The organism is Virgisporangium aurantiacum (assembly GCF_016863635.1).
Lineage (GTDB): Bacteria > Actinomycetota > Actinomycetes > Mycobacteriales > Micromonosporaceae > Virgisporangium > Virgisporangium aurantiacum.
The window spans coordinates 94,798-115,990 of sequence record NZ_BOPG01000048.1 but is presented as its reverse complement, the minus strand read 5'-3'; the positions used below and the strand labels follow the sequence as shown (position 1 = coordinate 115,990).

General features: G+C 71.2%; 18 protein-coding genes. 4 read left to right on the top strand and 14 right to left on the bottom strand.

The genetic code is table 11. The features are described from left to right. Positions 1–39: 39 nt before the first annotated feature. Positions 40–726 (top strand): DUF1775 domain-containing protein, encoded by a 687-nt coding sequence (locus Vau01_RS36005; protein ID WP_239152123.1) that lies wholly within the window; start codon positions 40–42, stop codon positions 724–726. Here the strand turns inward: Vau01_RS36005 and Vau01_RS36000 are convergent. The 5 genes from Vau01_RS36000 to Vau01_RS35980 are packed head-to-tail and all read right to left on the bottom strand — an operon-like array spanning position 723 to position 7,967. Continuing rightward, on the bottom strand, positions 723–1,889 hold the full coding sequence (locus Vau01_RS36000) for a VWA domain-containing protein (protein WP_204002610.1): 1,167 nt from the start codon (positions 1,887–1,889) through the stop codon (positions 723–725). The genes Vau01_RS36005 and Vau01_RS36000 overlap by 4 nt on opposite strands. Then, entirely contained in the window at positions 1,879–4,110 is a 2,232-nt protein-coding gene (locus tag Vau01_RS35995) for a DUF5682 family protein (protein WP_204002607.1), read from the bottom strand. The genes Vau01_RS36000 and Vau01_RS35995 overlap by 11 nt, the downstream gene beginning before the upstream one ends. After that, positions 4,103–5,161 carry an ATP-binding protein gene (locus Vau01_RS35990; protein WP_204002604.1) on the bottom strand — a complete coding sequence of 353 codons (1,059 nt, stop codon included), beginning with the start codon at positions 5,159–5,161 and terminating at the stop codon, positions 4,103–4,105. The genes Vau01_RS35995 and Vau01_RS35990 overlap by 8 nt, the downstream gene beginning before the upstream one ends. Further along, on the bottom strand, positions 5,158–6,681 hold the full coding sequence (locus Vau01_RS35985; protein ID WP_204002591.1) for a DUF5691 domain-containing protein: 1,524 nt from the start codon (positions 6,679–6,681) through the stop codon (positions 5,158–5,160). The genes Vau01_RS35990 and Vau01_RS35985 overlap by 4 nt, the downstream gene beginning before the upstream one ends. Next, positions 6,678–7,967 carry an SWIM zinc finger family protein gene (locus tag Vau01_RS35980; protein ID WP_204002588.1) on the bottom strand — a complete coding sequence of 430 codons (1,290 nt, stop codon included), beginning with the start codon at positions 7,965–7,967 and terminating at the stop codon, positions 6,678–6,680. Before Vau01_RS35980 ends, Vau01_RS35985 begins: the two co-directional genes overlap by 4 nt. 68 nt (positions 7,968–8,035) lie before the next feature. Here Vau01_RS35980 and Vau01_RS35975 point away from each other — a divergent pair, with 68 nt between their 5' ends. After that, on the top strand, positions 8,036–8,761 hold the full coding sequence (locus tag Vau01_RS35975; protein WP_204002585.1) for a DoxX family membrane protein: 726 nt from the start codon (positions 8,036–8,038) through the stop codon (positions 8,759–8,761). Between the two features lie 66 nt (positions 8,762–8,827). On the opposite strand, the gene Vau01_RS35970 is transcribed toward Vau01_RS35975, so the two are convergent. The 4 genes from Vau01_RS35970 to moaC are packed head-to-tail and all read right to left on the bottom strand — an operon-like array spanning position 8,828 to position 11,408. Then, on the bottom strand, positions 8,828–9,256 hold the full coding sequence (locus tag Vau01_RS35970) for a molybdenum cofactor biosynthesis protein MoaE (protein WP_204002583.1): 429 nt from the start codon (positions 9,254–9,256) through the stop codon (positions 8,828–8,830). Beyond that, positions 9,253–10,443: a molybdopterin molybdotransferase MoeA gene (locus Vau01_RS35965; RefSeq protein ID WP_275423989.1), complete on the bottom strand. Its 1,191-nt coding sequence runs from the start codon at positions 10,441–10,443 to the stop codon at positions 9,253–9,255. The genes Vau01_RS35970 and Vau01_RS35965 overlap by 4 nt, the downstream gene beginning before the upstream one ends. 9 nt (positions 10,444–10,452) lie before the next feature. Continuing rightward, complete coding sequence (locus Vau01_RS35960) at positions 10,453–10,935, bottom strand: MogA/MoaB family molybdenum cofactor biosynthesis protein (RefSeq protein ID WP_204003050.1); 483 nt, start codon at positions 10,933–10,935, stop codon at positions 10,453–10,455. Then, a complete protein-coding gene (gene moaC, locus Vau01_RS35955; RefSeq protein ID WP_275423988.1) occupies positions 10,932–11,408 on the bottom strand; it encodes a cyclic pyranopterin monophosphate synthase MoaC in 477 nt (158 codons plus the stop codon). Before moaC ends, Vau01_RS35960 begins: the two co-directional genes overlap by 4 nt. An 896-nt stretch (positions 11,409–12,304) precedes the next feature. Here moaC and Vau01_RS35950 point away from each other — a divergent pair. After that, positions 12,305–14,464: a putative bifunctional diguanylate cyclase/phosphodiesterase gene (locus Vau01_RS35950; RefSeq protein WP_204002580.1), complete on the top strand. Its 2,160-nt coding sequence runs from the start codon at positions 12,305–12,307 to the stop codon at positions 14,462–14,464. Positions 14,465–14,485: 21 nt separating this feature from the next. On the opposite strand, the gene Vau01_RS35945 is transcribed toward Vau01_RS35950, so the two are convergent. After that, positions 14,486–17,260, bottom strand: a complete 2,775-nt coding sequence (locus Vau01_RS35945; protein WP_308440501.1) for a replicative DNA helicase — start codon at positions 17,258–17,260, stop codon at positions 14,486–14,488. Between the two features lie 632 nt (positions 17,261–17,892). Here Vau01_RS35945 and Vau01_RS35940 point away from each other — a divergent pair. Beyond that, a complete protein-coding gene (locus Vau01_RS35940) occupies positions 17,893–19,377 on the top strand; it encodes a polyadenylate binding domain-containing protein (RefSeq protein WP_204002578.1) in 1,485 nt (494 codons plus the stop codon). A 67-nt stretch (positions 19,378–19,444) separates the two neighbouring features. Here Vau01_RS35940 and rplI read toward each other — a convergent pair whose 3' ends face one another. The 4 genes from rplI to rpsF form a co-directional block, all read right to left on the bottom strand. Continuing rightward, positions 19,445–19,894: a 50S ribosomal protein L9 gene (rplI, locus tag Vau01_RS35935; protein ID WP_204002575.1), complete on the bottom strand. Its 450-nt coding sequence runs from the start codon at positions 19,892–19,894 to the stop codon at positions 19,445–19,447. Positions 19,895–19,911: 17 nt separating this feature from the next. Next, positions 19,912–20,151, bottom strand: coding sequence for a 30S ribosomal protein S18 (gene rpsR / locus Vau01_RS35930; RefSeq protein WP_204002572.1), 240 nt, complete (start codon positions 20,149–20,151; stop codon positions 19,912–19,914). 25 nt (positions 20,152–20,176) lie between these two features. Beyond that, a complete protein-coding gene (locus tag Vau01_RS35925; protein ID WP_204002567.1) occupies positions 20,177–20,797 on the bottom strand; it encodes a single-stranded DNA-binding protein in 621 nt (206 codons plus the stop codon). A gap of 76 nt (positions 20,798–20,873) precedes the next feature. Continuing rightward, positions 20,874–21,167: a 30S ribosomal protein S6 gene (rpsF, locus tag Vau01_RS35920; protein ID WP_204002564.1), complete on the bottom strand. Its 294-nt coding sequence runs from the start codon at positions 21,165–21,167 to the stop codon at positions 20,874–20,876. Positions 21,168–21,193: the final 26 nt, after the last annotated feature.

Sequence of the window (21,193 nt, the reverse complement as noted above, 5' to 3'; positions counted from 1 at the left end):
GGCGGAACCATTCGGGGGACCCGTACGACCATTCATGTTGTGACCCGATATCTGCAGGCGCTGGTTGCCGGTGTGGTGGTCGGTGCCCTCTTCCTGGTGGCACCCGCTTTCGCCCACACCGGTGTCACCGTGGAGCCCGCGGTGGCCGGCGCGGCGAACGCCGTCGTCTCGTTCAACGCGGCGGCCGAGTCGACCACGGCCGGCATCACGTCGCTGAAGATCGTGCTGCCGTCGGGCATCGCGCCGGGCGACGTCACGTACGTCGACGGCCCGGCCGGCTGGGCACTGCAGCCCGACGCCGACGGCTACGTGGTGGCCGGGCCGGCGGTGCCGGTCGGGCGGGACGTGCAGCACCGGGTGCGGGTCAAGCAGTTGCCCGTGGTTCCCGCGCTGGTGTTCAAGGTGCTCCAGACGTACACCGACGGCCGCGTCGACCGGTGGATCGAGGTCCCCAGCGCCGCCAACGCCAACCCGGAGAACCCCGCGCCGGTGGTCCAACTGGCCGCCCCACCCGGCGGCTTCCCGAACGGCGTCGCCTCGAACGTCCCCAGCCCGGCGTCCACCGACCACAGCACCGGCGAAACCACCCCGTCCCCGACGAACGCCGCGTCCACCCCGACCGACGACGACGGCGGCAGCCCGCTCCCGTGGATCCTGGCCGTCATCGCCGTACTGGCGGTGCTGGCCGCCGGCGCCTACGCCCTCAACCGACGGCGGAGCGCCTAGGCTCTTTCGGCGGCGAGGCGTTCGATCAGGCCCTTGACGTCGCGGCGTTCGATGGCCGCCGCCATGATCTCGGGGAAGGCGTCGGGGGTGCAGGCGAACGCGGGTATGCCCAGCGCCGCCAGCGATGCCGCGTGTTCGCGGTCGTAGTCGGGGGCGCCGTCGTCGTTCAGGGACAGCAGCACGATCACCTGTACGCCGCCGGCCACCAGCGACGCCACCCGGCGCAGCATCTGCTCGGCCGAGCCGCCCTCGTACAGGTCGGAGATCAGCACGAGGATGGTGTCGCGGGGTTTCGTGACGAGGCTCTGGCAGTAGGCGATCGCCCGGTTGATGTCGGTGCCGCCGCCCAACTGGGTGCCGAACAGCACCTCGACCGGATCGCCCAGCTTCTCGGTCAGGTCGACCACCGCCGTGTCGAAGACGACCAGCGACGTGCGCAGCGACTTCAGCGACGCCAGCACCGAGGCGAAGATCCCCGCGTACACCACCGACGTGGCCATCGACCCGGACTGGTCGACGCACAGCACCACCTCGCGGTGCACCGCGTTCGACCGCCGGCCGTACCCGACCAGCCGCTCGGGCACCACCGTCCGGAGGGCCGGCTGGTAGTGCTTCAGGTTCAGCCGGATCGTGCGGCCCCAGTCGATGTCGTTGTGGCGTGGACGGCTGATCCGCACCGCCCGGTTCAAAGCGCCGTTCACCGCTGCCCGCGTGCGCTGGGTGACCCGCTGCTGCAGGTCCTCCACGACCTTGCGCACCACGGCGCGGGCCGACCGCCGGCTGGCCTCCGGCATCACCCGGCCCAGGGCGAGCAGCGTGCCCACCAGGTGCACGTCGGGCTCGACCGCGTCGAGCATCTCCGGTTCGAGCAGCAGCCGTTGCAGACCGAGGCGCTCTATCGCGTCCGATTGCATGACCTGCACGACCGTGGAGGGGAAGTAGCGGCGGATGTCGCCGAGCCAGCGCGCCACGCGGGGCGCCGACGCACCGAGGTCGCCGCCCCGGCCGCCGGAGGTCTCACCGCCCGCGTCACCGGATCCGTACAGCGCCGCCAGCGCCTGGTCCATGCCGGCGTCGCCGGGCGACAACTGCTCGCCGGTGCCGTCGGCGTCGCCGCCGCCGAGCACCAGCCGCCAGCGCCGCATGCGGTCGTCATCGGTCATCGACAGGACCCCCCAGCAGGAGACGAACCGTCGGCAGCACCGCGTCACCGCGCGGATGCGGCCCCGCCGCGACCGGCAGCGACCCGGCCCGGCCCAACTGCCGCACCCGCTCGCCGATCGCCCGCCGCTGCGGCGCGGGGAACGCCCCGAACGTCCGGCGCAGCAGCGGCAGCACCGTGGGGAAGTCGTCGATCCCGGCCAGCCACTCGTCCACCAGCCGCAGCAGCGGTTCGTCGTGCACCAGCACCAGCCCGCCGCCGGCGACGAACCCCTCGATCCAGCCGGCGCCCCGGGCCGGCGGCACGCCGACGGTCAGCACCACGCCGAGCCGCCGGGCCGCCTCGGCGTGGTCGATGCGACCGGCGTCGACCAGCAACCGCGCGATCCGGCCGGCCAGCAGGCCCGGGAGGTCGTCCCGGCCGGCCACCTTCGCCAGCGCGTCGTACCACCCGTCGGAGGAGGCCTCCAGCAACGGAATGGCCGCGTGCACCCCGTCGAGGCGGGCCCGCATGGCGCGGGTGGCGTCGTCGTCGAGGTTCGTGAGCGCCTTCTGCAGCCCGATCCGGATCCGCGTCAGCATCGTGGTGGTGACCACGCGCAGCGAGCCGACGTCGGTGCCGCGCACGTCGCCGTAGCGCAGGGTGCGGGCGAGCGCCGGCAGCGCGTCCATCAGATGCGCGACGTCGGTGTCGAGCGCCATCCGCTCGTCGAGCGCGGCCAGCACGGGTGGCAACGCGGTCGGCAGGTCGGCCAGCAGGCAGCGTTCGACCAGCGCCGTGACGTCGCCCAGCGTCTTCGCGGCACCGGCCCGCTCGACCACCACCGCCGTCGCGGCCGCCGGAACGGTGGCGCCGTATCCGCTGGCGGCGATGACGTCGACCGCGTACTCCGGTTCCCACACCAGCCGCCACGACTCCCAGAACGTGCCCCTGCCCCGGCGCTGCTCCAACGGCTCGCCCCACGGCACGTCGAGCAGCCGCAACCGGTGCAGCAGCCGGCTGCGGTCGGCGTCGATCGGGCGGCGCAGGTCGAGGTCGAGGTCGCGGGCCAGCGCAGACGGCTGGAGCCGCAGCGACCGCTGCGACGCGGCCAGGTCCTGCGCCAGCGGCACCCCGGGCATGTCCGCCGGGATCTCACCCAGCCGCTCACCGACCACCAGCTTGCGGTTCACCAGTTGCACGCGCAGTTCGTCGCCGTCGCACAGCACGGCCCGGGTCGCCTCGGTGACCTCGGCCAGGCCCGCCAGCGGACGCGCGCGCAGCGTCGCCAGCGCCTCCGCCAGCCGCACCGCCTCGATGATGTGCGCGCTGGAGATCGGCAGCCCTTCCGCTCGCAGGACACCGGCGACCGCGGTCAGCCACCGTTCCACCACCCGGTCCGGGGCGGTGAACAGGTGGTGGTACCAGCCGGGGGAGGAGACGCCGGCGCCGTAGCCCTGCCACGAGGCGAGCCGCCCGTGCGTCCACGGCACCCAGGTCATGCCGATGCGGCTCTTGGTGAGGCCCTTCAGCGTCCGCGCGTCGGCGGCGGCCGTCGGCAACGGATCGGTGAGTGCGGGCACGTGCCAGGCGCCGCACACCACGGCGATCCGCTCGTGCGTCTTGCGCGCCGACCGGAGCACCTGCCGCATGTGCGCTTCCCGCCGGTCCTCGTAAAGCTTTTCCCGGGCCGGCGGGTCGGGCGCGGCCTGGCGCACGACGCCCATCGCGCTCGCGATCGCGTCGAACGGTGCCATCGGGTCGTGGTCGTGATCGGCGATCTGGTGCTCGACCACGTCCTCCCACCAGCGCTCGGGATCGTCGTAACCGGCGGCGAAGGCGAGTGCGCCGATGGGGTCGCGCCGGGCGAGAGCGTCGGTTTCGGCTTCGGCGTCGGAGGCTTCAGAAACGGTGACGGACGCGAAGCGCACGCCCGCCGGCAGATCGCAGAACCGCACCGGTACCTGCGCCCGCAGCGCCCAGCGGATCGCCTGCCACTCCGGGGAGAAGTCGCCGAACGGCCAGAACGCCGCGCGCGCCGACGGGTCGCCCTGGTTCGGATACGCGAGCAGCGCGACCGGCGGCCGCAGTTCCTCGTGCGCCGCCCAGGTCACCAGCTTGTCGGCCTCTGGCGGACCCTCGATCAGCACGATGTCCGGTTCGTAGTCCGAAAGCGCACGCCACACCGCCCGGGCCGATCCCGGCCCGTGGTGGCGCACTCCAAGAAGCTTCGTTTCAGGCACGCGCGGCCCGGTAGAAGTCGCGCCAGCCGTCGCGCTCGCGCACCACCGTCTCCAGGTACTCCTGCCACACGACCGCGTCGGACACCGGATCCTTGACCACCGCGCCGACGATGCCGGCCGCCACGTCCTGTGCCCGCAGCACGCCGTCGCCGAAGTGCGTCGCCAGCGCGATCCCGTTGACCAGCACCGAGATCGCCTCGGCCGTCGACATCGTGCCGCTGGGCGACTTGAGCTTGGTGCGCCCGTCTTCGGTGCTGCCGGCGCGCAGTTCCCGGAACACGGTGACCACGCGGCGGATCTCCTCGTACGCCGGCGGCAACTCCGGCAGTTCCAGCGATCGGCCCAGGGCGGCGACCCGCCGGGACACGATGTCGACCTCCTGCTCGGCGTCGGCCGGCACGGGCAGCACCACGGTGTTGAACCGCCGCCGCAGGGCACTGGAAAGATCGTTGACGCCGCGGTCACGGTCGTTCGCCGTCGCGATCACGTTGAACCCCTTGCGGGCCGCGACCTCCGTGCCCAGTTCCGGAATCGGCAGCACCTTCTCCGACAGCACGGTGATCAGCGAGTCCTGCACGTCGGACGGCATCCGCGTCAGCTCCTCGATGCGCGCGATCGCGCCGCCCGCCATCGCCTTGAGCACCGGGCTCTCCACCAACGCCGCCCGTGACGGCCCCTCGGCCAGCAGCCGCGCGTAGTTCCAGCCGTACCGGATCGACTCCTCCGGCGTGCCCGCCGTGCCCTGCACCATGAGCGACGAGTCGCCGCTGATCGCGGCCGTGAGGTGCTCCGACACCCAGGTCTTCGCGGTGCCGGGTACGCCGAGCAGCAGCAGCGCGCGGTCGGTGGCCAGGGTGGCGACGGCCACCTCCATGAGCCGCCGCGGACCGATGTACTTCGGTGTGATCTCACCGTCGCCCATGAGGTACGTGACCACCGCCTGCGGCGACAGCTTCCAGCCGGGCGGCTTGGGGCGGTCGTCGGTCTTGGCCAGCAGATCCAGTTCGCCGGCGAACTCGTCTTCGGCGTGCCGCCGCACAACATCGGTCACTGGTTGAGCTCCTCGTTCATCTCGTGGCGGAAGCGCAGCACGTCCAACAACTGGTCGATGGTGCCCAGGCGCGGGTCGGTGGGCCGGTCCTCGGCGAACGCGGCCCGCAGCAGTTCGACGGCGACGGCCGTAGGCGTGACCCCTATCGCCAGCGGCAGTCGGGTGCCGGCGAGCGTCACGAGGCCGGCCAGCCGCCAGGTCGACGCGCCGCCGCGCACCAGCACCGCGATCGCGCCGAGCGCGGCGTCGGCGAGTTGCGGCGGCCACGGACGCGGGCAGAGTTCGAGCAGCCGCTCGACGCCGGCGGCGGTGGCCCGGCCGGGGTCGTTGCGGAGGACGTGTGCGGCGCGCTCGGCCCGCTGCTCGGTGGGCAGCGCCTCGTAGAGCGCTTCGAGCAGGAGCCGGTCGTCGGGCCGCTGGGCGGCGGTCGCCTCCGGCCACAACCGGTCGACCAGCATGGCCGCCCACTCGCCGGAACTCTGTGCCGCGGCGGCCCGGCCGAGCCCGCGCCGGATGACGCCGGCCCACTCCTCGGGAATCTGCCGCTGGAGAAGCTCGTCGGGCGGCCCCCAGGTGGCGAGCGGCGTGCGGGCCAGCACCTCCTCCAGCCACCAGGCGCGCTGCCCGGTGCCGGCCGGTGCCTTCGCCGCGACGCCGTCACGCTGCATCGACGGGTCACACCGGTTCGGCGGCCGAACGTCGACCCGGTCGCCTCCCTCGGCGACAGACCTGCCGCCGTGCGTGCCGAGCCGCAGGCAGGCCCGGCCCCGTTCGGCCATCCGCGCGCCGTACCGGCTGTCGGGCAGCCGGGCGAGCAGGTCGAGCGCCATTCCGCGCACCTCGCGGCGGCGGTCGTCGAGGGCGACGTCGAGCAGTTCCTCGTCGTCGGTGGTCAGTCCGACGTCGAGGGTGCCGAGCAGGGCCGCGCGGTCGTCGGCGTTCTCGGTGTCCCAGCTGGCCATCAGCAGTTGGCGGCCGGCTGCCGGGTCGCGCCGGCGCAGCGCGGTGAGGTGGCCGATCCGCCGCCCGATCGGCGCGAGGTCCCACGGCTCGGTGAGTTCCCGTTCGTCGGCCTCGCCGAGCAGGTAACGCCAGTCGGGTCGCTGGGCGGCCAGCCACCGCCCGCGTTCGCCACCGGCGGCGAGCAGCGCCGGCCGCAGCCGCCGGTGCCGCCGGCCGAGATCGAGCAGCGCGGGGAGCAGGTCGCCGGCGGCGAGCCGGCCCTTCTCCAGCCACTCGTCGACCAGCTCCAGACGGGTCTCGGCGCCGCGCCCGTCGATGCTGGTGAAGGGGTCGAGGAGGCCGGCGAGGCGCGTGGTTGCGGCCCGCGACGCCGGTTGCGCTTCATCGGTGGGCGCGGCTTCAGGCAACGGGACGCCGTGAGCGGCGTCGACCCCCGCCCGCTTGCGGAGGCCGAGTTCGGCGGCGGTGTCGAGGAGTGCGCCGGCGCCACCGTCGACCGGCCGCCGGTCGGTGCCGACGAGCGCGGCGGCGACCACCTCGGGCCAGGTCTGGTTCACAGGTCCACCATCCGGTCGCCCATCCAGGCCGATACCGGACGCAGGCCGCCAGGACCGTACTCGCCCATCACCCGGCACGCGCGCCCACCGGCGGCACCGACCAGCGGCCAGTGCTCGCCGCGCAGGGGAAGCGCGGTGCCGTCGGCCTCGACCAGATGGGTCAGCGTCGGGTGCACGCCGGCGACCAGCACCGGCCACCGGTCGAGCCACGGGTCGCCGGCGAGGGCCGCGGCCCAGGAGTCGAGCGCGCCGACGACGCTGTCGGCCGGCGGGTCGGGCGGGTCCTTGACGACGCCCGCGCGGCCGGCGACCAGCGCGCGCAGCGGCGTGGCCCCCGGGTAGAAGCACAGGTCGGCCTCGACCACGGTGCCCGGGGTGAAGTCGTTGGCGAGCGACTGGCCCGGGCCGGCGAACGACAGCACCATCGCCATCCGCCCGGTGCCGCACCCGCGCAGCCAGGTGCGGCGGCTGCTCAACTGGTCGTCGATCTCGTCGCGGATGCCGAGCACCGCCCACAGGTCGGCGACCGGGGGAGTCGACAGCACCTCCTCGCGGCTCACCGGCAGGCCGACCCGGCTGGCGACGGTGGCGGCCAGCGGCGCCGGCAGTTCGTCGATGCGGGCGTACCCGGCGGCCAGTAACCGCAGCAGCCCCAGCTCGGTGACCAGGCGCTCCGGGTCACCGCTGACCGCCGCGCCGGCGAGCCGCCGCACCAGGCCGGCGGCGCCGCGGGCCTGCGCGTCGACCAGCCGGGCGGCCAGCGTGTCGAACGGCTCGTAGCCCACCGTGGTGAGGTTGGCGACCCCGCCGGCGACCTGGTCGACCAGCCACCGGTCGAGCTCGGCCATGCCGGCCGCCACCCGGTCGGCGCGCCGGGCGACGGTCTTCGGGTTCACCTCGCGCGGCTTCGCCGCAGCACCCTCGCGACGGGCGTTGCGGGCCGCCTGCCGCATCGACCAGTCGTGCACCCAGCCCGGCTCGTCGGCGGTCGCGACCTTGCGGTTCGCCCAGCGCAGCAGCAGGGCGAGGACGTGTTTGCAGGGCACCTTGCGGCTCGGGCAGGAACAGTGGAACGCCGGCCGCTCACCCAGCTCGGCGATCGTCTGGTACTCGGAGGTGCCCCGGATCCGGCCCCACACCAGCTCGCCCGCGCTACCGGAATCGGACCACCGGGAGTCGCCGACGAGCAGTTGTGCGGCCCGCTGGGCGGGTACGTCCGGGGCGAGCGCGAGGACCTGTTCCGCGCTCCATGGGGTGATTGTGCCGGCGACCTCGGTCTCGGTCATCACACCGAAGCCTAATGAACAGGTACGACAGTTGCGTAAAGCGGTCGTACGCGGGGTAAGGACCGGTCATGACGCCCATTCGTACAGCAGCCCGTACGCTGCTCGGCGCGCTGTTCGTCGGCAGCGGGTACCTCGTCCTCAAGCATCCGGAGCGGCACGTCGCGGACGCCAAACCGGTCACCGACTACCTGGAGCCTGCGCTGGAGGCCGCCAACCTCCCTACCGATACCGAGACCCTGGTCAAGGCGACCGGCATTGCGCAGGTGGCCGGTGGGCTCCTGCTCGCGACCGGCCACTTCACCCGGCCGGCAGCGGCCGTTCTGGCCGCGACGGTGGTGCCGTCGACGATCGCCACCCACCCGTTCTGGGCCGAGAGCGATCCGCAGCGCAAGGCCGAGCAGCGGGCACAGTTCGCCAAGAACCTGGGCCTGCTCGGCGGCCTGCTGTACGCGATGGTCGACCGCGGTGGCCGCCCGAGCCTGGCCTACCAGACCCGGTACGCCGCCCGGGAGGCCGGTCGCCGCGGCCGCTATGCCGCGCGCGACGCCCGCCGGGCCGCCAAGGTGGCCGGCGCCACCGCCGGACTGACCGGTGTGGCGGCCGCCAAGCGCGCCGGCCATGTCGTCGGCCGCGCGGGTGACGCGATCACCGACACGGTTGGCAACGCCGCCTGGCGGGCCAGCACCGCCGCGTCACAGGCCGGCAAGTCGGTCCGCCGGAGCGCCCGCACCGCGCGGCGCGAGGCCAGGCTGGCCACGCGGGCGCTGCAGGCCGGCCGCCGCCTGCCGTTCTGAGTTCCTTCGCGAGGGCCGGCCTGTCCGGGCCGGCCCTTCGCCGATGATTCACGTGAAACCGCGCGACTACGCGCAGTTGACCCATTCATCGGTGCCGTCGGCGAAGACCTGGTGCTTCCAGACCGGCAGGCGCGCCTTGACCTCGTCGACCAGCCGCGCACAGGCGGCGAACGCCGCCGCGCGGTGCGCCGTGGCGACGGCGGCGGCCAGCGCGACGTCGCCGATCTCCAGCGCGCCGAGCCGGTGCGACACGGCGACGGCGTACACGTCGGGGTCGGCGGCGATCTCCTCGGCGACCTTTTGCAGCACCTCGGCGGCGCTCGGGTGCCCCTCGTACTCGAGCAGCGTCACCGGGCGTCCATGATCATGATCGCGCACGACGCCACTGAACGACACGACGGCCCCGGCGGCCGCCGACGCGACCGCGCGCTCGTGCGCGGCGACCTCGAGTTCGTCGGTGGTCACCGCGGTCGTGACCGCCGCGGTGGTGGTCATGGCAGGGCCACCAACGGGACGCTCGCGCCGGGCGTCCCGGTCGTGTCCGGTGCGACGACCGCGAACCCGATGGCCCGCGCCAGCCCGCGCAGCATGGCCGAGTTCGCGTGCGGCAGGGGATAGGCGAGCCCGTCGGCCGGGTCGCGCCGCACCAGGGCCAGGTGGGTGTGCCCGCCCCGGCCGGGCACCTCGGCGCCGAGCGTCACGGTGCCGAGCGGCGGCACCGGCGCGCCGACGAGACCGGCCAGGAGCGGCATCACCAGGGTCACCAGGGCGACCACGGCCGACTGCGGGTTGCCCGGCAGGCCGCAGACGAACCGCCCGCCGGGCAGCGCCGCTACCAGCATCGGGAAGCCCGGCCGCACCTCGACGGTGTTCACCACGTACTCGGCGCCGAGCTCCTTCAGGGCCGGGTGGAGGTGGTCGACCGGGCCGTGCATGGTGCCGCCGGTGGTGCAGATCAGGTCGGCGCCGCCGTCGAGCGCTTTCTTCAGGGCATCGACGTGCGCGTCGAGCGTGTCGGGCACCGGTACGACCGGCGGCAGGGCCTCGGCGCCGAGGCGGCGCAGCCAGGCCGGCACCTGCGGGCCGAGGGCGTCGCGTACGCGGCCGTCGCCGGCCACGCCCTCCACCAGCAGCTCGTCGCCGAACACCAGCGTGGCGACCTTCGGCGCCTTGTGGACTCTCAGGACGTCATGTCCGGCCGACGCCGCGAGACCGAGCACCGCCGGATTGATCCGGGTACCGGCCGGCATGAGTTCCTCGCCGCCGGCCGCCTCCTCGCCGATGTCGCGCCACTCGTGCGGGGCGCGCGCCTCGCCGGTCACCTCGTCGCCGCTCACCGTGGAGTCCTCGACCCGCACGATCACCGACGCACCGGTCGGGACCATGGCGCCGGTCGCGATCTCGACACAGGTGCCGTCGGTGGTCAGGGCGGGCGCGGGTGAACCGGCCAGTACCTGGCCGGTGATCCGCCACGGACCGGCACCGCGGACCGCCCAGCCGTCGACGCTCGAGGTCGGGAACGCCGGCATGGGTGCCCGGGCGGTGAGCGGTTCGGCGAGCGTGAGCCCTTCCGCCTCGACGAGCGGAACGGTCACCGGCGCGCGCATCGCCGCGGCGCCGGCCGCGTGGACCGCACGGCGCGCGTCGGGCCACGGCAGGGAGGTTGTCGGGTGGCTTGCCACCGGATCAGCCTATGCGCTTCGGGGATGGTCTCCGCCGCGGAGTTGGTCGACGGCGTGGGCCAGGATCGGGCCGAGAACGGCCAGTCCGTCCTTGGCTCCGCCTCGCGATCCGGGCAAATTGACCACGAAAGTTCGTCCGGCGACGCCCGCCAACCCTCTTGACAAGATTGACGTGGGGACTTTGTCCCGACTTACTGACCGGAGCGCTTCGGCTACGCCAGGTACCTCGTAATCCAGCACCTCGCGCGTCATCTGCGGTGTTGCGTCGGTCGGGCTGATTCCCGTCCCCCCGCTTGTGACCACGACATCGAAGCCCGCAACGACCGCATCACGCAGCGCAGTGCGGACCGGCGGTCCGTCAGGAACAACGAGCGGATCACTAACTTCGCAGCCGAGTACGCGGAGGCCTTCCACCAGGAGCGGGCCGCTGGTGTCTTCGTAGACACCGGCCGCGGCACGGTTGGAGGCGACGATGACCAGGGCCCTGATCACGAGCGGGTCCATGTTCCGGTCTTGCCGCCTTCCTTCCGCAGTACCCGGACAGAAGTGAGGGAGGCGGCCGGGTCGACGGCCTTGATCATGTCAATCAACGCGAGACCGGCAGTGGCGACGGCGGTGAGCGCTTCCATTTCCACACCCGTGCGATCAGCGGTACGAACGACGACCTCGATGTCGACCGCGTCTTCCCGGAGCGTCAATTCAACGGTGACTCCGTGCAGCGCGATCGGGTGGCACAACGGCAGCAGATCGGGCGTGCGCTTGGCGCCCATGATGCCGGCTATACGGGCGGTTGCCAGGGCGTCACCTTTCGGCAATGAATCGCGCCGAAGCAAATCGATGACGCTTGTGGTCGTTGTCACGGTTCCGGCCGCTACCGCGCGCCGAATCGTGATGTCTTTTCCGGACACATCCACCATGCGCGCAGCGCCTTTGGCGTCTACGTGGGTGAGCTGCGGATCGTCCACCCTGACGAGCCTACGCATGCCGCCGATCAGTGGGTGTTCGGCACACCGATCTTCGGGAAGAATCCCTGATTGACCATGCTCACTGTCTGTTTGACACATGTCGTTGTTGCATTCCGCGCACAGTCGAACACGGGGCGTTAAACACAGAGCTCGGCCGTGCAATTGCTTCGTCATTTGCACGTGCAAGCAATGTGACAATTCTCGGCCCGCAGTGGATCAAAGTCGAAAATCCGGTAACATTAAGTAACCACAGTAACACGCTTTTCGTGACCAGAACTATCCAAGTTCGCAAATCACGAATCGAGGGACAAATAGACTGGACAGCCAGGTGTCAAACAGCCTAGTGTCCTTACCGACAAGCCGATGACCTCTGCAAATACGTGGAGTCACCGCGAATATCGGTCCTTGTAATGGAGGGGGTTTCCCATGCGTGACATCAGCTGGCACTAACTCTCTGTAGTTGCCCCGCCACCAGGGCTCCAGCGCCGTATTGACAGCGCCATACCGTCCCGGGTCACGATGGTTATGTGACTGCGGGGTCGGCGGTGAATCGGACACGGTGGCTGAAGCCTCTCGTGTACTCGATGGCGCTGCCCGCGTTGGCGGTCTTCGGCCTCGCCGTTTGGCAGGCGGTGCCCGGATGGCAGCCGGGATGGCAGCCGGCGCTACTCGTAATCTTCGTTGCCGCTCTGCAATCCGTACAAATTCCGAGTCGCGTGCGATCCACTGTTGTTTCTTTGGTTCCCGCGTCGGTTGCGACCGTTGTTTGCGTGGTTTATGCACGCCCGTCGGCCGCAGTTGTCTACGTATGTGTCGGTACAGCAGCCGCAAAGTGGCTGATCCTACGTTTGCCGGCAATCAAGGCGGTATTCAATACCGCCAAAGAAACCCTAGCCGTGGCCGCTGCAGTGGCGGCGGCGCACGGCTTGGGGTTTGTTCCGATCAGCGTCGGTCCAGACAGTCGGGCCGTCACCACCGCCGACATCGTCGCGATCTGCGCCGCTTTCGGTGCCTACGCGGTGGCCGACGAGGTGCTCTCCAGCCCGGTCCTGTCGCTCGCGAGCGGGTCCAGCGTCCGCCAGATCTTCATGACCAACGTCGACGTGCGGTTCGCCATCAAGATGGGCGGCCTGGTCGTCACCATCGCGATGTACTTCGTTCTGATCGAAAGCGACGCGCTGCTGCTGGTCATGCCGATCCTCGTGTACGGCCTCCATCTGGCGACCGCGATCCGGGTCCGTACCCGCAGTGAACGCGATACGTGGCAACGCCTTTCCCGCGCCACCGACGAGTTCAACTCGGTCGACTTCGACGGCGTGCTGCGTACGGCTGTCCTCCGGGCGGCCGAGCTGTTCTCCGTGCACGAGGTCGAGGTCGAGATCCTCGATCCGCCTCGGCTGGTGCGCGGCGACGCCAACGACGTCCTCTACGACGGCCCACCGGCCGGCGCTCCCGCGTCCAGCGGCCAGGCGATCGGGATCGACCTGACCACCTCCGCCGACGTCGCGTCGCTGGGCGAACTGCGCCTGCTGATCCGGGGCGGCCAGATCACCCTCTCCGAGCGCGAGACCTACACGCTCGCCACGTTCGCCGCCGCGCTGCGTACCGCGATCCGCAACGCCACCACGTTCACCGAGACCAAACGGCTGGCCGAGAGCCACGCCCGGGCCGCGGCGATCGACCCGCTCACCGAGCTGGCGAACCGCCGCCGGCTCACCGAATACGGCGAGCAGGTGCTGGCGGCCCGGCCGCCGAACGGCGTCACCGCGCTTCTGCTCATCGATCTGAACCACTTCAAGGAGATCAACGACACGCTCGGCCACTCGGCCGGCGACCAGGTGCTCGTGGAGGCCGGCCTCCGGCTGAAGGCCACCGCGCAGCCCGACGACCTGGTCGCCCGCCTCGGCGGCGACGAGTTCGCGATCCTGCTGGTCGGCCTGCCCGCGCCGGCCCTGGCCCTGTCCCGGGCGCACGCGCTGCTCGCCTGCCTGAACCCGCCGATGGTGGTCGACGGGGTGCGCGTCTCGGTCGAGGCGAGCGGGGGAGTCGCGGTCGCGACCAGCGACCGCCCGGGCAAGCGGACGGTGGAGGAGCTGCTGCGGCGCGCCGATGTCGCCATGTACCAGGCCAAGCGCAACGGCCAGCGGGTGGTGACGTTCGACCAGTCCCGCGACACGGCCGACGTCGACATGCTCTCCCTCGGCGGCGAGATCGCGCGCGGGATCGCCGAGAAGGAATTCATCGTCAACTTCCAGCCGATCGTCGACCTCGGTACCGGCGACTGCGTGGGCGCCGAGGCGTTGACCCGCTGGGCGCACCCGAAGCACGGCAACCTCGCGCCGAACCGGTTCCTCGACTCGGTGGAGCGCTCGGGCCAGCTCGCCGCGTTCACCGAAGAGGTGCTCGACCAGGCGCTGTGCGCCGCCACCCTGTGGGCCGAGTCCGGCTTCGGGATGCCGGTATCGGTCAACGTCACCCCGCGCAGCCTGCTCGACACCACGTTCCCCGACATGGTGGAGCGGCAGTTGAGCGGCCGGGAGGAGCTGGCGGCCAACCTGGTCATCGAGCTCACCGAGAGCGTGACCCTGAGCCAGCTCGAGGTCGTCGACGACGTTCTCGGCCGGCTGCGCGGCCTGGGTCTGCAACTCGCCCTCGACGACTTCGGCACCGGCTACTCGTCGCTGGCCACGCTCGCCCGCGTCCCGGTGCAGGAGCTGAAGATCGACCGTAGTTTCGTCGCCGCGATGGACGCCCCGATCGAAGCCGCCGTGGTCAGGTCGACGATCGAGCTGGGCCGCAGCCTGGGCCTGTCGGTGGTGGCCGAGGGCGTCGAGAGCGAGCGGCAGCGGGCAAAGTTGTGGGAGTACGGCTGCCCGCTGGCACAGGGTCACCTGTTCGCGAAGCCGATGCCGCTGGCGAAGCTGATGACGCTGCTGCAGGCCGGGCCCGGCGGCAAGCCGGGACGGCTGGCCGAGCCGCTGCACGAGACCGGCTCGGTGATCCGGATCCCCCCGAGCAGGCGGGCCCGCGGCCAGCAGGCCGCCGACGGTTCGTAGATTTCCAGGACCGCTGCCCGGCTACGTGATCGCCATGTCGACGAACCGCGACAGGTGAAGCTGCGCCGCCACCGTAATCGTGTCGGTGGGCCCATTCCGGTGCTTGGCGACGATGAAGTCCGCCTCCCCCGCCCGCGGCGACTCCTTGTCGTAGTAGTCGTCACGGTGCAAAAGAATCACAACGTCGGCATCTTGCTCGATCGAGTTGTGCACCGCGATGCCGTTGGCGATGAAGTTGTGCAGCCCGAGCACCGTCGCGTCGTAAACGTCCTGCTCACCGATCGGCTCGATCGAGATGACCTCGTCCCACAGCACGTCGTTCGTAGCGACGAGTTCGAGGTCGGCGTTGCCGAGCACCGCCGCCACCCGCGACAACCGCTCCCGGCCCGGCGCCCGTTTCCACATCGCGGAGCCGCAGAACTGGGTGCCCATGGCGGCGGCGAACTCGCGGTGGGTCATCTGTTGTTCGGTGAGCGCATGGCGAACCCGGTCCCAGATCTCCCGCGGCACCGTGTCGATGTTCGGGTTGCTCCGCACCTTCTCCAGCAGTGCCAGCAGTTGAAGACACGACCCGGCTCGCCCACCGTGGACGGAGATCTCCCGCAGGAACCGGAGCTGGTCATCACGCCCCGAGATGTCCAGCGTGAACTGCGGCCGGTGCAGGGCCGGCCTGGTCTCCCTGATCCGGCCGGTGATACCGAACCGCAGAAGCAGTGCCGCGACGCCATCGATGAGGCGCCGGCTCGTGGATGCGAAGTACACGCGGCCACCGTTGCCCCGAACGGTGACCGACCCATCCGTTGCCCAGAGGTGGTGCAGGAACAGCGTCACCTGGCGCTTGGACAGGCCGAAGATCTCGTCGGGAACGAACTTCTCGTGTGATCGGAGCCCGAACAGGCCCATTCCGTCGAGCCACGCGGCGATCGGATTGCGTCGTCCCCTGGCCAGCGGGAACGGCGCCGGTAGGCGAAGGGTCCTGACCCGGGCGGCCGGGTAGTCGTCAAGAACCGCGGAGATCCCGAAGTGACGGGCTGCGGCTCTCACCACCGCGAGGTTCTCTTCGTCGACGCTCGCATACCGGATCGGTTGACGACGGACGAAAGAACCGTCACCGAGCAGGTGTGCGAGCAGCACGACCTCGTCGTCGGCCCATTCCGACGGTTCGAGCGGACCGGGAACATGGCGGGGAACGGCCAACCGGCTTCCCACCGCCAGCGTTTCGAGCGCACGCCAACCATCGACCGTCAGGAACGGATGGTTACCGGTGGCCTCGATCTCCCTACCGGACCGCAGCCGCATCCGATGCACCGGCTTGCGCCCGTTCGGGAACACGTGGGTCATCGTTCGCGGCACGTATTTGAGCCGCTCGTCGAGCGCCCAGATCGGCACGTCACGCTCTCCGGACGCGAGCAGGTCGCCAAGTGTCACTTCGGCGTTGGTGTCGGCCCGCACCACCCGGGTGCTCGCGGTCAGGCAGCCCGACTCACGAAGGTCGGACAATTGGGGGCGCTTGTCGGTTCGTTGCTCCGGCCCACGGTTCAGCTGGCTGACCGCCACGACCGGACACTCGACCTCCTTGGCCAGCAACTTGAGGCCCCGGGAAAGCTCGGCCACCTCCTGCTGCCGGCTCTCGGTGCGCTTCGGCGACGTCATGAGCTGGAGATAGTCGACCACGATCAGCTTGAGGTCGTTCCGCTGCTTGAGGCGGCGGGCCTTGGCCCGGATCTCCATCAGCGTCATGCTCGGCGTGTCGTCGACGAACAGCGGTGCCTCGCTGATCTCGCCCATGCGCCGGGCCAGCTTCGTCCAGTCGTCGTCGGACAGCTGCCCCGACCGCAGGACGTGGAGCGGCACCCGCGCCTCCGCCGACAGGAGCCGCATCACGATCTCGACCTTGCTCATTTCCAGGGAGAAGATCGCGCTAGCCAGATTGTTTTTGACTGACGCAGATCGGACGAAATCCATACCCGCTGTCGATTTGCCCAGACCGGGCCGGCCCGCCACGATGATCAACTGGCCGCCGTGCAGGCCGTTCAGCAGCCGATCGAGGTCGGTGAAGCCCGTCGGCACCCCCGTCATCACCCCGCCGTGCGCCCCGACCGCCTCGATCTCGTCGAGGGTGGGCTGCAGCAGGTCGGAGAGGATCGCGAAGTCGTCGCCGCCCCGGCGTTCGGTGACGTTGTAGATCTCCTGCTGGGCGAGGTCGACCGTGTCGTCGACATCGCGCCCACCGGACGCGGAGGCGCCGTACCCCAGTTGGACGATGCGGGTGCCGGCCTCGACCAGCCGGCGCAGCACCGCGCGCTCGGCGACGATGCGGCCGTAGTAGGACGCGTTCGCCGCCGTGGGCACGATCGCCAGCAGGTCGTGGACGTACGGCACGCCACCGACGCGGGCGAGGTCACCCGAGTCAGCGAGGGCGGCGACCACCGTGATCGCGTCGGCCGGTTCGCCGCGCCCGTACAGGTCGAGGACCGCGTCGAAAATGGTGGCGTGGGCGGGCCGGTAGAAGTCGGCGGTGCGCACGATCTCGACGACGTCGGCGATCGCGTCTTTGCTCAGCATCATGGCGCCGAGCACGCACTGCTCGGCCGCGATGTCCTGCGGGGGAGTGCGGTCGTACCCGCCCCCGCCGCCACCACCGTTGCCGCCCGGGGGTCCGCCGGGCCCACCCGGCCCGCCCGGCCCCGACCGACCGGGCCCCCGGGCCGGACGCTCGCCGCCGCCCCGATCGCCGTCGCCCCACTCGTCGTCGGGAGGAGGCTGCATGGCGCGTACCTCGTCGGTGACCGACACCGGTGCCTCCCCTCGCCACGCCGACCCTGTGATCAGGTTAGTACGTGCGTACGACAATTCTCGGTTCAGCGCCCAGAATCGCGCCAGTGTGCTGGCCCACGCTAGGAAACCGGAGGCCCAGGATCAAACACCCCGGTGGATGCACCTCGGGACAAGCTGTGGATACCGCGCCCAACCCGGTGGTTAGTCATGTGCGCAACCTGTGGACAGCCCTGTTGATACTGCTTTCACATTCATGTTGAGCAGCGAAAACGTTGTCCCCAGCTTGTGGATAAAAGAAAACAGGCCGCCTCGGAGCCGGCTGCGGTATCTTGGCGAGAATGGCTGACGGGCGGATGGCACGCCGGCCGCCGCGCGATGACGCCGCGGACGATCCGTACCGAGGTGCCGATCCCCGCTGGAGTGAAAGCCGCGACGGCGGTTCCGCGCGCACCTCCAGCGCCCATCGACGCCAACCCATCCCGCGCACTGCCCCCGCACCGTACGCCACGCCCGACGGTCCTCACGACCCGACACGCGAGTTGGATTGGCCGCCGCAGCAGCGTCCCATCGATCCGCGCGAGGCCGGGGCCGCGCGGCCCGGTCCGCGCGGCGCGGCGTCCGTACCACCCGGGCCAATGCGGGGTGACGCGGTGAGCACCGACGCCCATGGCATGCCCCCGGTGGGCCGGACCAGGCAACCCCGCACCCGCCGCCGCGACCCCGACCAGACCGACCGGCCGACCACCGACTTCTCGAGGCAGTACCCGGGCCGGATACCTGGCGACCGCCCGACGATCGACGGCCTGCCCCGCGTACCCGGGCGGGCCACCCCCGCCGACGATCCGGGGGCCATGGCCCCCGGCGGCTACCGCGCCGACCAGACCAACCCCCGCGGCTTCCGCCCGTATCCCGGCGACCAGACCAACCCCAACGGCTTCCGCCCAGCCCCGGACCAGACCAACCCCCGCGGTTTCAGCCCGTACCCCGGCGACCAGCCCAACCCCAACGGCTACGGCCCGGCCCCGGACCAGACCAACCCACACGGCTTCCGCCCGACCCCGGATCAAACGAACCCCCGCGGCTTCCGCCCGTACCCCGGCGACCAGACCAACCCCAACGGCTTCCGCCCAGCCCCGGACCAGACCAACCCCAACGGCTACCGCCCGGCCCCGGACCAGACCAACCCCCGCGGCTTCCGCCCCTACCCCGGCGACCAGACCAACCCCAACGGCTACCGCCCCGCGACCGCCGACCCCTCCATGCCGAACGGCTATCCGCCGCCCCGTCCACCGAACTTCAGCGGCCCCGACTACGGAATGCCGCCACCGTCCGGCATCCCCTACGGCGCTCCGTACGGCGCCCCACCCGGCCGCGGCCCGCAGGGCTACCGTGCCCCGCCGCCCGAACCCCGGGAAGGCCCACGGCCCAACCCCCGGCCCGAGGCACCCACCGAGCCGCAACCCCGGGTCGCCCGTGGCCGGATCCCCGACGACCGCGCCCCCACCCCCCACGAAACCGGACGCTGGAGCAGCAGCCGCGGCCAGTGGGTGCCGGCCGATCCCCGCGACGAGCGGTCCGACTTCGCCATCGAGCGGTTCGAGGAGACCACCGACCTGCGCCGCACCCCCGAGCGCGACCGCCCGGCCAACGTCATCGACGGCGCCGGCTGGACCGAACGGCACGACCAGCGCCCCGAGTGGCACCCGCACACGTGGGACGACGCGCCGACGAGCCGCTCGACCGACTGGAGCGAATCGCCGCTGCCGCAGCCACCCAACCGCCGCGTGATGGATCCCGAGCCCGAGCGCGACCCGGTCGCGAGCGAACTGATGGGCGAGCGGGTGCCGGCCGGCACGGTGACCGCGGCGCTCGCCCCGCTGATCTGGTTCGGGCTGGCGATCGTCGCCTACGTGGTGGCCCTGTTCGTGTTCAACGACAGCGCCGAACGGGCCGAGGCGATCGACGCGGGCATCAGGGCCCTCCCGTGGCTGGGCGTCGCGTCGACGATGAGCGTCGGCCTGGCGCTGGCGTTCCGCTGGATCGGCGCCGGCTGGAAGGCGGGCGGGCTGGGCTTCGCGGCCGCGGTGGTCAGTGGCACGCTCACGACCGTGCTGAACTCACTGATCTTCGGCTGAGCCCGGGCACGGCCGAGACACAACGACGCCCCGGCCCACCAGGGACCGGGGCGTCGCCGCAAACCGCTTACTTGGCCGCCGTGACCGCGAGGGTGAACGTCGCCGTCACGTCGGGGTGCAGCTTGACCTGCACCTTGTAGTCGCCGACCGACTTGACCGCGCCGGGCAGCTGCACCCGCCGCCGGTCGAGGGCGGGACCACCGGCGCTGCGGACAGCGTCGACGATCTCGGCCGCCGTGACCGAGCCGTACAGCCGGCCGGTGTCGCCCGCGCGAACCGCGAGCTTGACCGACAGCGCCTCGATCTGGCCCTTGACCTCGTTGGCGTGCCCGAGGTCGCGGATCTCCCGGGCCCCACGGGCCCGCTTGATGACATCGACCTGCTTCTCCGCACCGCGGGTCCACTTGATCGCAAAGCCCTGCGGGAGCAGGTAGTTGCGCCCGTAGCCGTCTTTGACCTCGACGATGTCGCCGGGGGCACCGAGGCCGTTGACCTCCTGGGTCAGGATGATCTTCATTTCTCAGCCCTCCCCGGTCAGCGCGCCGTGGTCGTGTACGCCAGCAGCGCCATCTCGCGGGCGTTCTTGACCGCGCGGGCAATCTGACGCTGCTGCTGGGCGCTCACCCCGGTGACCCGGCGGGCACGGATCTTGCCCCGGTCGGAGATGAACTTCCGCAGCAGAGCGGTGTCTTTGTAATCGATGTACTCAATGCCCTCTTTGTCGAGAGGGTTGACCTTCTTCTTCGGCTTGCGAAGAACCGCAGCCTTGGCCATTCGTGTACTCCTCATTCGCCCTTGCTTAGAAGGGTGGCTCGTCGTCGAAGGATGAGCCCGATCCACCGCCACTGCCGCCAGCGCTACGGCCGGCCGGCGCCGCGTTGGCCCAGGGGTCGTCGGCGTAGCTGCCGCCGCCACCCTGGTTGCCGCCACCGCCGCCGCCCTGGTTGCCGCCGCGGTAGCCACCGCCACCGCCGCCGCCACCACCGCTGTAGCCGCCTCCGCCGCCGCCACCGCCACCGCCACCACTGTCGCCGCCGAAGCCGCCGCCGCCGGAGCGCTGCATCTTCTGCACCTTGGCGGTGGCGTACCGCAGGGACGGGCCGATCTCGTCGACCTCGAGCTCGATGGACGAGCGCTTCTCGCCCTGCGCGGTCTCGTAGTTGTTCTGGCGCAGCCGACCGACGACCACGACCCGGGCGCCGCGTTGCAGCGACTCGGCTACGTGCTCGGCGGCCTGACGCCAAACGGTGCACCGCAGGAACAGCGCATCGCCGTCTTTCCACTCGCCGGACGCGCGGTCCATGAACCGCGGCGTCGACGCGACCCGGAATTTGGCCACAGCCACACCGGACGACGTGAACTTCAGCTCCGGATCATCGGTCAGGTTGCCGACGACCGTGATGGTGGTATCTCCTGCCATGGCCCTACTCCTCGCGGGAAACAGTGTCGCGGTGAGGCTGTCACAGAGGTGTGACAAGAATCGGGAAGTGGAAGACCTAGCGGACTTCCGGCCGGATGACCTTGGTACGCAGCACCGACTCGTTGAGCCGGAGCTGACGGTCCAGCTCGGCCACGGCCGCCGGAGTGGCGTGCAGGTCGATGACCGCGTAGATGCCCTCGGTCCGCTTGTTGATCTCGTACGCGAGGCGGCGGCGCCCCCACACGTCGAGCTTTTCCACTGAGCCACCCGCGGCACGTATCACGTTGTTGAGATACGAGTCGAGCGACGGAGCAATGGCGCGCTCCTCGAGACTGCCGTCGAGGATCACCATGATTTCGTAATGACGCAAGACGTTTCTCACCTCCTACGGGCTAG